This window comes from Helicobacter pylori, assembly GCF_003637685.1.
In the GTDB taxonomy this organism is placed as follows: domain Bacteria; phylum Campylobacterota; class Campylobacteria; order Campylobacterales; family Helicobacteraceae; genus Helicobacter; species Helicobacter pylori_CJ.
On record NZ_MVWW01000006.1, the window covers coordinates 59,520 to 71,044 of the forward strand.

Below are 11,525 nucleotides of genomic sequence, written 5' to 3' on the forward strand. Positions count from 1 at the left end.
AGGGGGATTAAAAAGCTTGATGGAATTGGATTATTCCAACTTTAATTTTTTGTCATTTCAAAATTTTAGGCAAAGTGATGCCCACTTGCCCTTGATACTTACCGCCTCTGTCTTTATAGCTTTGCTCGCACACTTCATCGCCTTGTAAAAACACCACTTGCGCAATCCCCTCATTGGCATAGACTTTAGCGGGTAAATTAGTGGTGTTAGAAATTTCAATCGTGATATAGCCTTCAAATTCCGGCTCAAAAGGCGTAACATTCACAATAATCCCGCATCTGGCATAAGTGCTTTTGCCTAAACAAATCGCTAAAGTGTCTTTAGGCATTTTAAAATACTCTATCGTATGGGCTAGGGCGAACGCGTTAGCGGGCAAGATAAAAAAACCCTCTTTACTCGCATCAATTTTGGTTGCGTTGTTAGGGTCAAAGTTTTTAGGGTCAATTAAAGCGTTTTTGTTATCAAAGAGCATGAACTCACTCCCCACTCTAATATCATACCCATAACTGCTCAAACCATAGCTGATCACATTCTTACCGACTTGCTTTTCGCAAAAAGGGCTAATCATGCCATGCTCTAAACTCATTTTTTTAATCCAAGAATCCGCTTTCAATCCCATACGCACAAAGCCTTTAAAGTTTGTTAATAATTATGTTATTATAACAATAATTTTTTGCTAAAAACGCTTATGGCTTTAAGATTATGTGTTTGTGGCATATTTTAAAATAATAAGGAATAGATCGTTATGAACCTTTCTGAAATTGAAGAGTTGATCAAAGAATTTAAAGCTTCTGATTTAGGGCATTTGAAATTAAAGCAAGAGCATTTTGAATTGGTTTTGGATAAAGAATCCGCTTACGCGAAACATAAAAACGCGCTAAATCCCGCTCATTCTTCAGCCCCCATTCCAACCCCCATCATGGTAGAAGCGAGCATGCCAAGCGCTCAAGCCCCTGTGCCTATGGTATGCACCCCTATTGTGGATAAAAAAGAAGATTTCGTGCTTTCGCCTATGGTAGGCACTTTTTATCATGCGCCCTCCCCTGGGGCTGAGCCTTATGTCAAAGCGGGCGATACGCTTAAAAAAGGGCAAATCGTGGGCATTGTAGAAGCGATGAAAATCATGAATGAAATTGAAGTGGAATACCCTTGCAAGGTGGTTTCTGTTGAAGTGGGGGACGCTCAACCGGTAGAATACGGCACGAAACTCATCAAAGTGGAAAAGCTTTAAAATCCATGAATAAAGTGAATAAAGAAAATAAAAAGGTAGAAAAAAAAGAGCTTTCACGCATTTTGATCGCTAATAGAGGCGAGATCGCTTTAAGAGCGATCCAAACCATTCAAGAAATGGGTAAAGAATCCATAGCCATTTATTCTATTGCTGACAAGGACGCCCACTACCTCAATACAGCTAACGCAAAAGTGTGTATAGGGGGGGCAAAATCCAGCGAGAGTTACTTGAATATCCCGGCCATTATTAGTGCGGCGGAATTGTTTGAAGCGGATGCGATTTTCCCCGGGTATGGGTTTTTGAGTGAAAACCAGAATTTTGTAGAAATTTGCTCGCACCATTCTTTGGAATTTATTGGCCCAAGCGCGAAAGTCATGGCTTTAATGAGCGATAAATCCAAAGCCAAAAGCGTGATGAAAGAAGCCGGCATGCCTGTGATTGAGGGCAGTGAAGGGTTGCTTAAAAGCTATCAAGAAGCTGAAGAAATCGCTGATAAAATCGGCTACCCTGTCATCATTAAAGCGGCCGCTGGTGGGGGCGGAAGAGGGATGCGCGTCGTAGAAGATAAATCCAAGCTTAAAAACCTTTATCTAGCCGCAGAAACGGAAGCTTTGAGTGCGTTTGGCGATGGGAGCGTGTATTTAGAAAAGTTCATCAACAAGCCTAAACACATTGAAGTTCAAATTCTAGCCGATAAGCATGGCAATGTCATTCATGTGGGCGAAAGGGATTGCTCGGTGCAAAGACGCCAGCAAAAGCTCATAGAAGAAACCCCGGCGGTGGTTTTAGAAGAAGGCGTTCGTAAGCGTTTGCTAGAAACAGCGATTAAGGCCGCTAAATACATCGGCTATGTGGGGGCTGGGACTTTTGAATTTTTGCTTGATTCTAACATGAAAGATTTTTATTTCATGGAGATGAACACTCGTTTGCAAGTGGAACACACCATTAGCGAAATGGTGAGCGGGTTAAACCTCATTGAATGGATGATTAAAATCGCTCAAGGCGAAAAATTGCCCAAGCAAGAAAGCTTTTCTCTCAAAGGGCATGCGATAGAATGCCGAATCACGGCAGAAGATCCTAAAAAATTCTACCCAAGCCCGGGCAAAATCACCGAATGGATCGCTCCTGGTGGGGTGAATGTGCGCCTTGATTCGCATGCGCATGCCAATTATGTCGTGCCTACGCACTATGATTCTATGATTGGCAAGCTCATTGTGTGGGGTGAAAACAGAGAAAGAGCGATCGCTAAGATGAAAAGGGCTTTAAAGGAATTTAAAGTAGAAGGCATTAAAACGACCATTCCTTTCCACCTTGAAATGCTTGAAAATGCGGATTTCAGGCAAGCAAAAATCCACACGAAGTATTTAGAAGAAAATTTTTAAGTTTTAAGGGTTTTCTTAAGCATAGTTTAAGGGTTTTAAGCGATCAGAAAAAGTCAGCATTAAATTTTATGGTTTTATAGTAAAGTTTTTTCATGCAAACCTTGTTTAAAGAAATGACCCCTAAACGCTATGTCAATGGCAATGAAATGAAAGAAAATTCTAGCAATGTTCTAGATCAGTATTTCACTAAGCCTAGCGTGGCTTTAAAATGCTTTCAAAAAGCTTGTGAAATTATTAAAAAATACGAAAATCTAGATGACTTTATTTTTTTAGAGCCAAGTGCAGGCGATGGGGTGTTTTATGACTTATTCCCTAAAAATAGACGCATTGGTATAGACATTGAACCTAAAAGAGATGGATTTATTCAATGCGATTTTTTAAATTATAAATTGCCCACACATCAAAAAGTGATTTGCTTGGGCAACCCTCCTTTTGGGCATCGTGGGGTTATGGCATTAGAATTTATCAACCATGCTAGAAATTGTGATTTTGTGTGTTTTATCTTGCCCATGTTTTTTGAAAGTCAAGGAAAAGGTTCTATTAAATATCGTGTGAAAGGTTTGAATCTGCTTTATAGCGAACGCTTAGAAAAAAATGCGTTTATAGACTTTAAAAATAAAGAAGTGGATGTGCATTGTGTGTTTCAAATTTGGAGCAAAAAGTATCAAAATAAAAAAAGTGAATTTTCTTGGTATAAGAATCGCCACAAAGAACCCTTTGGCGAATATATCAAGGTTTTCACGGTTTCATTGGCTAAAAACAGAGAATGCGGTAAAGAGTGGATTTTTAATCAAAAAGCGTCTTTTTACATTTCATCAACTTTTTATAAAAGCACACAAATTGTAGAGAACTTTGAGGAAGTTAAGTATCAATCTGGTATTGCTGTGGTATTCACTAGCGCTGACAAGGTTTTAAACGCTAAATTAAAAAAACTATTCAAAGAAATTGATTGGACAAAATACGCAAGTTTAGCGACTAATTCTTGCTATCATTTAGGCAAAAGTCATATTTTTCAAGCCCTACATGATCATTTGGATAGTTTAAAGGATAATTGATGGATTTAGAACAAACTTTTTTAAAAATTATTGAAAAAAAACATAAAGAATTGAATTTAGGGCAAGATTACAACGCTATTTTTTCAAAAATTAGAGATTTTGAAGCCAACGCTATAGGGCAGATTGGCGAAGAGTTTTTAAAAAGCGTGCTTAACGCTATAGATGGAGTGATCAATGATGGCATTATTCATGATGAATACGATGTTATGACAAAAAGCGGTGTGTCTTTTGAGGTCAAAACAGCGCGAAAAGGCAGAACCAACAACACTTTTCAATTCAATGGCATAAACCCACGATATAACTATGATTTTTTGATTTGCTTAGGAGTGTGCGAAGACCAATTGCTTTATAGAATTTTTAAAAAAGATGAAATCAACTACATTCATAAAGAAAGAAAATACTTTATGAAACAAAATGAACTTAAAAAGCAATTGGTGCCAATGAATCCTGATAATCAAGTCAATTATAAGCTCACCCTCAATCTTAAAGAACTGAAAGAAATTGCAAACCTCATCAAAGAATTAGAGAGAATTTTAGAGTTAGATTAATATTTTTAGATAGAATTGAGTGGATTAAAATGTTTTTAGGAATAAAGTTTGCTTGTCTTATCTTTAAGAAATAAAATGAAGTGGAGGATAGGATGTCTAAGATTTCAAATCATTATAACCCGTCTTTGATGATGAGGGATTACCACACCCAAAGGGTTAGTCCGCACGCAAGAAAAGAAGAAAATAAAGAAATTCAAAATCTTTCAGAGAATGATGAAAAAATCAAATTAGCCAAACAGGCCAAGCAGGATAACCTAGCCATAGGGGATTTAGAAAGCCGCCTTAAAAGCTTAAAAGGCATGGATAAAGACGCTAAGGAATTGGTGGGGATTTCTAAAGCTTACGCTCATAATAATGAAAAGGATCGAAGCGATTTTGAGCATTTCAAAAGCCGTTTGGACAAAGCGATTGATTCTTTCAACCAAAAATCAGGCAACGATAGCTTGAAACTCCCTGGCAATATTGACATTGATGACACGAAAGCTTTGGAAAAATTTTCAAAATCATTAGAAAGTGAGAAAGAAAACATTCAAAATTCTTTGCACCAATGGAAAAAACAGCTCGCTGAAACGAATCATTTAAACAAGGAATACAACACCTTGGATAAAACAAGACTGAACGCTCAAAAATTCCAAGATGTCCATGACACAAGCAAGATCACCCCATCTCGCTTGCAAGACTTGCTCGCTTGAAAGAGTTTGCTTATAGCGAGCCTTGTTTAGATGAAGAAGATAAAAAGGCTGTTTTAGAGGTTTTAAATTCCAAACAGCTCACGCAAGGCAAACGCTCTCTTTTGTTTGAAGAAGCTTTGTGCGAGTTTTTGGGCGTCAAGCATGCGTTAGTGTTTAACAGCGCGACTTCAGCCCTTTTAACGCTTTATAGGAATTTTAGCGGATTTAACGCTGATTGTAATGAAATCATCACCACCCCCATAAGCTTTGTAGCGACGGCTAACATGCTCTTAGAGAGTGGTTATAGACCCGTGTTTGCTGAAGTCAAAAACGATGGCAATATAGATGAATTGGCCCTAGAAAAGCTCATTACTAAAAAAACCAAAGCCATAGTGAGCGTGGATTATGCCGGTAAAAGCGTAGAAATAGAAAGCATTCAAAAGCTTTGCAAAAAGCATTCTTTGAGTTTTCTTTCTGACAGTTCGCATGCTCTAGGGAGCGAATATCAAAACAAAAAAGTAGGAGGCTTTGCGTTAGCGAGCGTGTTTAGTTTCCATGCTATTAAGCCTATCACTACGGCTGAGGGGGGAGCGGTCGTTACTAATAATAGCGAATTGTATGAAAAAATGAAATCGTTTCGCTCTCATGGCATGCTCAAAAAAGATTTTTTTGAAGGCGAAGTCAAAAGCATAGGGCATAACTTCCGCTTGAATGAAATCCAAAGCGCTTTGGGTTTGAGCCAACTTAAAAAAGCCCCCTTTTTAAGGCAAAAAAGAGAAGAAGTCGCTCTAGTTTATGATGGGATTTTTAAAGATAACCCTTATTTCACCCCTTTACACCCCTTGTTAAAACGCCAAAGCTCTAACCACCTTTATCCTATTTTAATGGATCAAAAATTTTTTACATTTAAAAGATCCATTTTAGAAAATTTACACAAGCGTGGCATTTTAGCCCAAGTGCATTACAAGCCCATTTACCAATACCAATTGTATCAACAGCTCTTCAATACAGCCCCATTAAAAAGCGCGGAGGATTTTTATCGTGCTGAAATTTCCTTACCTTGTCATGCGAATTTAAATTTAGAAAGCGTTCAAAACATCGCTCATGGCGTTTTAAAAACTTTTGAGAGTTTTAATAGAATAAGTTCCATTTAGGGCTTCAAATCTTAATCACTAAGAATGGTGCGGAAGAAAGGAATCGAACCTTCATGCCTTGCGGCGCTAGATCCTAAGTCTAGTGCGTCTACCAATTTCGCCACTTCCGCACACCGCACGCCATCGCATGCACATAAGAGTAGAAAATAAAGAAGCAGTATTTTAGCTGTTTAATCCTTTAAAAATACTGAAAAATTGAAGTTTTTTAAAATTTGGAGTTTTTTCTGGCTTTTAGGGGGTTTTAAATTCTTTTAAGGTATTCTAACGAGACTATATCATTGAGATAGTTTTAAGGAAATTAAGGAACACAATGGAAGTTTCACGCAAGAAAATTTACAACCCCGATTCTACAGAAAGTGTGAATGAAAGAAAGATTTTTGGGGGCAATCCTACAAGCATGTTTGATTTGAATAAAATCAAGTATCAATGGGCGGATCATTTGTGGAAAACGATGCTCGCTAACACTTGGTTTGCTGAAGAAGTGAGCATGAACGATGACAAAAGAGATTATTTGAAATTAAGCGCAGAAGAAAAGATCGGCTATGACAGAGCTTTAGCGCAACTCATTTTTATGGACAGCTTGCAAACCAACAATTTAATTGACAATGTCAATCCCTTTATCACCAGTCCTGAAATCAATTTGTGCTTGGTGCGTCAAGCTTATGAAGAAGCCTTACACAGCCATGCGTATGCGGTGATGGTGGAAAGCATAAGCGCGAATACTGAAGAAATTTATGATATGTGGCGTAACGATATGCAATTAAAAAGCAAGAACGACTATATCGCGCAAGTGTATATGGAATTAGCCAAAAACCCCACAGAAGAAAACATTCTCAAAGCACTTTTTGCGAACCAAATTTTAGAGGGGATTTATTTTTATAGCGGATTTAGCTATTTTTACACTTTGGCTAGGAGCGGTAAAATGCTAGGCTCAGCGCAAATGATTCGTTTTATCCAAAGAGATGAGGTAACGCATTTGATTTTATTCCAAAACATGATCAACGCTTTAAGGAATGAAAGAGCGGATCTATTCACGCCAAAATTGATTAATGAAGTCATAGAAATGTTTAAAAAAGCGGTAGAAATTGAAGCCTCGTGGGGGGATTATATCACGCAAGGCAAGATTTTAGGGCTCACTTCAAGCTTGATTGAGCAATACATCCAGTTTTTAGCGGATAGCCGTTTGAGTAAGGTGGGTATCGCTAAAGTTTATGGCGTCCAACACCCCATTAAATGGGTAGAGAGCTTTTCAAGTTTCAATGAGCAACGCTCTAATTTCTTTGAAGCTAGGGTGAGCAATTACGCTAAAGGGAGCGTGAGTTTTGATGATTTTTAAGGGGCTTGTTTGAATAGTATCAAAAACCATTTGATGTGTGAAGAAATCCACAAGCGTTTTCATTTGCACCCCAAAGTGAGAAAGGCTATGGAGAACATTGAAAGGGAGGTTTTTGTGCCAGCCCCCTTTAAACACTTTGCCTACACTTTAAACGCGCTTTCTATGCAAGCGCAACAATACATTTCTTCGCCCCTAACCGTGGCCAAAATGACGCAATATTTAGAAATTGATCATGTGGATAGCGTGCTAGAAATTGGCTGCGGGAGCGGCTATCAAGCGGCGGTTTTGTCTCAAATTTTCAGGCGCGTTTTTAGCGTTGAAAGGATTGAAAGCCTGTATTTAGAAGCGCGTTTGCGCCTTAAAACTCTCGGTTTAGACAACGTTCATGTTAAATTCGCTGATGGGAACAAGGGCTGGGATCAATACGCCCCCTATGATAGGATTTTGTTCTCTGCTTGCGCTAAAAATATCCCCCAAGTGCTTATTGATCAGCTTGAAGAAGGCGGGATATTAGTTGCGCCCATTCAAGAAAACAACGAGCAAGTGATCAAACGCTTTGTGAAGCAAAATAACGCTTTGCACGTCCAAAAAGTGTTAGAAAAATGCTCGTTTGTGCCTGTTGTAGATGGGGTGCAATAAAGATTAAGGCATGATTAAACACTATCTTTTCATGGCGGTTTCGCAAGTCTTTTTCTCTTTCTTTTTAGTGCTGTTTTTCATCTCTTCTATCGTGCTATTAATCAGTATCGCAAGCGTAACGCTCGTGATTAAAGTGAGCTTTTTGGATCTGGTGCAACTCTTTTTGTATTCCTTACCAGGAACTATCTTTTTTATTTTGCCGATCACTTTTTTTGCGGCTTGCGCTTTGGGGCTTTCAAGGCTTAGCTATGACCATGAATTGTTAGTGTTTTTCTCTTTAGGGGTTTCGCCTAAAACAATGACTAAAGCGTTTGTGCCTTTAAGTCTGTTAGTGAGCGCGATTTTATTGGTGTTTTCGCTTATTTTAATCCCCACTTCTAAAAGCGCTTATTATGGGTTTTTGCGTCAAAAAAAAGACAAGATTGATATTAACATCAGAGCCGGTGAATTCGGGCAAAAATTAGGCGATTGGCTCGTGTATGTTGATAAGGCTGAGAACAATTCCTATGATAATTTAGTGCTTTTTTCTAATAAAAGCCTCTCTCAAGAAAGCTTCATTTTGGCCCAAAAAGGCAATATCAACAATAAAAACGGCGTGTTTGAATTGAATTTATACAGCGGCCATGCGTATTTCACTCAAGGCGATAAAATGCGTAAAGTTGATTTTGAAGAATTGCATTTGCGCAACAAGCTCAAGTCTTTCAATTCTAATGATGCGGCTTATTTGCAAGGCACGGATTATTTAGGCTATTGGAAGAAAGCCTTTGGTAAAAACGCTAATAAAAATCAAAAACGCCGTTTTTCTCAAGCGATTTTAGTTTCCTTATTCCCTTTAGCGAGCGTGTTTTTAATCCCCTTATTTGGCATCGCCAACCCACGATTCAAAACGAATTGGAGTTATTTCTATGTCCTTGGAGCGGTTGGGGTTTATTTTTTAATGGTGCATGTGATTTCTACGGATTTGTTTTTGATGACCTTTTTCTTCCCCTTTATTTGGGCGTTTGGCTCTTATTTGTTGTTTAGAAAATTCATTTTAAAGCGTTATTAAATGCGTTGTTTTAAGGCTACTATCGCTTATGATGGGGCGTATTTTTCAGGCTATGCCAAACAGCCCAACAAACTCGGCGTGCAAGATAAAATTGAAAGCGCTCTCAATTTGCTAGGGATTAAAAGCGTCGTGGTTGCGGCTGGGCGCACAGATAAAGGCGTGCATGCGAACAACCAAACGCTGTCTTTTCACGCTCCAAAACACTGGAGCGCTGATAAATTATTTTATTATCTAGCCCCCAAACTCGCTCCGCATATTGTCTTAAAAAAACTAGAAGAAAAAAACTTTCATGCGCGTTTTGACGCTCAAAAAAGAGCGTATCGTTACCTTTTGACGAAGAATTTAAAAACGCCTTTTTTAGCGCCTTATATCGCTTGTGGGGATTATGGCTCACTAGATTTATTAAATACCGCTTTAAAGCAATTCACAGGCAAGCATGATTTTTCCATGTTTAAAAAAGAGGGCGGAGCGGCAACCAATCCTAATCGCATCATTTTTAACGCTTTTGCTTATAAAACCTTTATCATGGGGCATGAGTGCGTGGTGTTTAAAATCATTGGCGATGCGTTTTTACGCTCCAGCGTGCGTTTGATCATTCAAGCATGCGTTCAATACTCCTTAGAAAAAATCACGCTCGCTGAAATTGAAATGCAAATCCATAACATTAAAGCCACTATAAGAACGCCCATAATGGCTAATGGCTTGTATTTGCACAGGGTGTATTATTGAAATCTTAAAAGGTGTTCTTCCCAATCTAGAGCGCTTTTGATAATGGTGTCTAGGTTGTCATAAAGGGGTTTGAAAGGGGTGCTTTGTAAGATTTTAGAATTATTAGCAATAAGGCTTGCTGGATCGCCCTGTCGTTTGTCTAAAATTTCCACTAAAAAATCGTTGTTTGAGATTTCTTTAACCTTTTCTATCACTTCTTTCACGCTATGGCCTTGATTGTAGCCGACATTATAAATCTCGCTCTTATTTTTTTCTAAAAGGGTTTGATAGCTCGCTAAATGCGCGTTAGCCAAATCATCTACATGGATATAATCCCTAATGCAAGTGCCATCTCTAGTGGGGTAGTTAGTGCCAAAAATCCCCATTTTTTTCCTTTTCCCCACCGCGCATTCGCATGCGATTTTGATTAAATGCGTGGCGTTGAGCGTGCGCTGCCCTAAAGTGTAGGGCGTGGTATAATCATTGTGCATGCATGCCCCAGCCACATTGAAATAGCGTAAAATAACGCATTTAAAATCCGCTATTTTAGAAGTGTCTAACAAAATCCTTTCGCTCATCATTTTAGACGCTCCATAAGGATTAATGGGGTTTAAGGGGCTTTCTTCATTCAAGCTTGAACTAGATTCGCCATAAACCACGGCCGTAGAAGAAAAAATAAAACGCTTGATTGCATGTTTTAAGCAAATTTTGACAAGCTCTAAAGTGTTGAGCGTGTTGTTGGTGTAGTATTCTAAAGGCAAACGCGTGGATTCTTCTACTGAGATTTTAGCCCCAAAGTGCAAAATGGCTTCAATGGGATCTTTTAGCTGTTGCTTATTCAAAAAGGCGTCTAATTTGTGCGTTTCATTCAAATTCGCTTGAATAAACACAACCCTATTAGGGTAGTAACGCTCTAACGCTTTGATATGCTCTAAAAAACCGGTGCTTAAGTCATCTACAATAATGATGTTTTCTTTGGTTTTTTCTAAAAACGCCCTTGCGGTATGCGAGCCTATATACCCGCACGCTCCTGTGAATAATAATGCCATAAAACCCCTTTTAAAATGAAAAAATAACAACTATTATAACATCTTAATCCCATTTATCATTTAAGGATTTCTTAAGAAAATTTAATCTATAATTTCATCTTTATTGACTTTAAGGGCTTATAGCTCAGGTGGTTAGAGCGCACCCCTGATAAGGGTGAGGTCGGAGGTTCAACTCCTCCTAAGCCCACCATTTCTTTTACAATCTTTGGGGAATTAGCTCAGCTGGGAGAGCGCCTGCTTTGCACGCAGGAGGTCAGCGGTTCGATCCCGCTATTCTCCACCATTGTTTTCTCCTTAAATTTTTTCTTTTTATCAATCGTGTCTTGGTTGAGAAATCCTAAACGATTGGATCGTCCTTGTTTAACGCCGCAAGTCTTTTAATTCAAAGTTCCTTGATGGAAGATTGTGTTGGATTGAGATTTTTTGTTTGCTTTGTTCTTTAAATGGCGCAAAATCTCTTTTGCTTTGATAATCTTTCGCTTTCTGTCTTTGGCGGCTTTATTGGCTTATATTTGTTCTAGGGGGCTTAAAATTTTAGGGTTTTGAGTTTTTCAATGATTGTAAGCGTGTTGTTACTAAATTGTGGGTTTTGAGCGCTTCATTCTTTCTTTATTGGCTCAATTCAAGCCTTTCGTCAGAGCGTGGAAAAAATGTTAGAAACCCTTACAAAACAAGCTAATATATTCTATTCAATTTGCTCCAAG

12 protein-coding genes and 3 tRNA genes are annotated in these 11,525 nt (G+C 38.5%); 12 read left to right on the forward strand and 3 right to left on the reverse strand.

Annotated features, from left to right (window positions below; translation table 11 throughout):
• Positions 1-52 precede the first annotated feature (52 nt).
• Entirely contained in the window at positions 53-619 is a 567-nt protein-coding gene (dcd, locus tag EAL44_RS05515) for a dCTP deaminase (RefSeq protein ID WP_000523105.1), read from the reverse strand.
• A 126-nt stretch (positions 620-745) separates the two neighbouring features.
• On the opposite strand from dcd, the gene accB reads away from it, so the two are divergent.
• The 6 genes from accB (at position 746) to pseC (ending at position 6,041) form a co-directional block, all read left to right on the forward strand.
• The gene (accB, locus tag EAL44_RS05520) at positions 746-1,231 is read left to right on the forward strand and encodes an acetyl-CoA carboxylase biotin carboxyl carrier protein (RefSeq protein WP_121075626.1); all 486 of its coding nucleotides are present in this window, start codon (positions 746-748) and stop codon (positions 1,229-1,231) included.
• 14 nt (positions 1,232-1,245) lie between these two features.
• Entirely contained in the window at positions 1,246-2,613 is a 1,368-nt protein-coding gene (locus EAL44_RS05525; RefSeq protein ID WP_079337901.1) for an acetyl-CoA carboxylase biotin carboxylase subunit, read from the forward strand.
• A 92-nt stretch (positions 2,614-2,705) separates the two neighbouring features.
• Positions 2,706-3,668, forward strand: a complete 963-nt coding sequence (locus EAL44_RS05530) for an SAM-dependent methyltransferase (RefSeq protein ID WP_121075629.1) — start codon at positions 2,706-2,708, stop codon at positions 3,666-3,668.
• Positions 3,668-4,216, forward strand: a complete 549-nt coding sequence (locus EAL44_RS05535) for a restriction endonuclease (RefSeq protein WP_121075632.1) — start codon at positions 3,668-3,670, stop codon at positions 4,214-4,216. Before EAL44_RS05530 ends, EAL44_RS05535 begins: the two co-directional genes overlap by 1 nt.
• Before the next feature lie 92 nt (positions 4,217-4,308).
• Entirely contained in the window at positions 4,309-4,908 is a 600-nt protein-coding gene (locus EAL44_RS05540) for a Laminin subunit alpha-2 precursor (RefSeq protein WP_121075635.1), read from the forward strand.
• Positions 4,905-6,041, forward strand: a complete 1,137-nt coding sequence (gene pseC / locus EAL44_RS05545; protein WP_121075638.1) for a UDP-4-amino-4,6-dideoxy-N-acetyl-beta-L-altrosamine transaminase — start codon at positions 4,905-4,907, stop codon at positions 6,039-6,041. Before EAL44_RS05540 ends, pseC begins: the two co-directional genes overlap by 4 nt.
• A 25-nt stretch (positions 6,042-6,066) precedes the next feature.
• Here pseC and EAL44_RS05550 read toward each other — a convergent pair.
• Positions 6,067-6,151: transfer RNA gene (locus tag EAL44_RS05550), tRNA-Leu, on the reverse strand.
• A 200-nt stretch (positions 6,152-6,351) separates the two neighbouring features.
• On the opposite strand from EAL44_RS05550, the gene EAL44_RS05555 reads away from it, so the two are divergent.
• The 4 genes from EAL44_RS05555 to truA are packed head-to-tail and all read left to right on the forward strand — an operon-like array spanning position 6,352 to position 9,793.
• Positions 6,352-7,377 carry a ribonucleotide-diphosphate reductase subunit beta gene (locus tag EAL44_RS05555; RefSeq protein ID WP_000453980.1) on the forward strand — a complete coding sequence of 342 codons (1,026 nt, stop codon included), beginning with the start codon at positions 6,352-6,354 and terminating at the stop codon, positions 7,375-7,377.
• Between the two features lie 9 nt (positions 7,378-7,386).
• Entirely contained in the window at positions 7,387-8,016 is a 630-nt protein-coding gene (gene pcm / locus EAL44_RS05560; protein ID WP_121075641.1) for a protein-L-isoaspartate O-methyltransferase, read from the forward strand.
• Between the two features lie 10 nt (positions 8,017-8,026).
• On the forward strand, positions 8,027-9,064 hold the full coding sequence (locus EAL44_RS05565; RefSeq protein WP_033757045.1) for an LptF/LptG family permease: 1,038 nt from the start codon (positions 8,027-8,029) through the stop codon (positions 9,062-9,064).
• On the forward strand, positions 9,065-9,793 hold the full coding sequence (gene truA / locus EAL44_RS05570; RefSeq protein WP_121075644.1) for a tRNA pseudouridine(38-40) synthase TruA: 729 nt from the start codon (positions 9,065-9,067) through the stop codon (positions 9,791-9,793).
• On the opposite strand, the gene galE is transcribed toward truA, so the two are convergent.
• Complete coding sequence (gene galE, locus EAL44_RS05575; protein WP_121075647.1) at positions 9,787-10,821, reverse strand: UDP-glucose 4-epimerase GalE; 1,035 nt, start codon at positions 10,819-10,821, stop codon at positions 9,787-9,789. The two genes, truA and galE, sit on opposite strands and share 7 nt — an antisense overlap.
• Before the next feature lie 113 nt (positions 10,822-10,934).
• Here galE and EAL44_RS05580 point away from each other — a divergent pair.
• Together EAL44_RS05580 and EAL44_RS05585 are read left to right on the forward strand one after the other, a co-directional pair.
• A tRNA-Ile gene (locus EAL44_RS05580) sits at positions 10,935-11,011 on the forward strand.
• A gap of 17 nt (positions 11,012-11,028) precedes the next feature.
• Positions 11,029-11,104: transfer RNA gene (locus tag EAL44_RS05585), tRNA-Ala, on the forward strand.
• The last annotated feature ends 421 nt before the right edge of the window (positions 11,105-11,525 follow it).

Bases quoted from the DNA above. Each gene is read 5' to 3' on its own strand.
- EAL44_RS05535 (WP_121075632.1), top strand. From the start codon at position 3,668: ATGGATTTAGAACAAACTTTTTTAAAAATTATTGAAAAAAAACATAAA.
- EAL44_RS05565 (WP_033757045.1), top strand. From the start codon at position 8,027: ATGATTAAACACTATCTTTTCATGGCGGTTTCGCAAGTCTTTTTCTCT.
- dcd (WP_000523105.1), bottom strand. From the start codon at position 619: ATGGGATTGAAAGCGGATTCTTGGATTAAAAAAATGAGTTTAGAGCAT.
- truA (WP_121075644.1), top strand. From the start codon at position 9,065: ATGCGTTGTTTTAAGGCTACTATCGCTTATGATGGGGCGTATTTTTCA.
- EAL44_RS05555 (WP_000453980.1), top strand. From the start codon at position 6,352: ATGGAAGTTTCACGCAAGAAAATTTACAACCCCGATTCTACAGAAAGT.
- accB (WP_121075626.1), top strand. From the start codon at position 746: ATGAACCTTTCTGAAATTGAAGAGTTGATCAAAGAATTTAAAGCTTCT.
- galE (WP_121075647.1), bottom strand. From the start codon at position 10,821: ATGGCATTATTATTCACAGGAGCGTGCGGGTATATAGGCTCGCATACC.
- EAL44_RS05540 (WP_121075635.1), top strand. From the start codon at position 4,309: ATGTCTAAGATTTCAAATCATTATAACCCGTCTTTGATGATGAGGGAT.
- EAL44_RS05530 (WP_121075629.1), top strand. From the start codon at position 2,706: ATGCAAACCTTGTTTAAAGAAATGACCCCTAAACGCTATGTCAATGGC.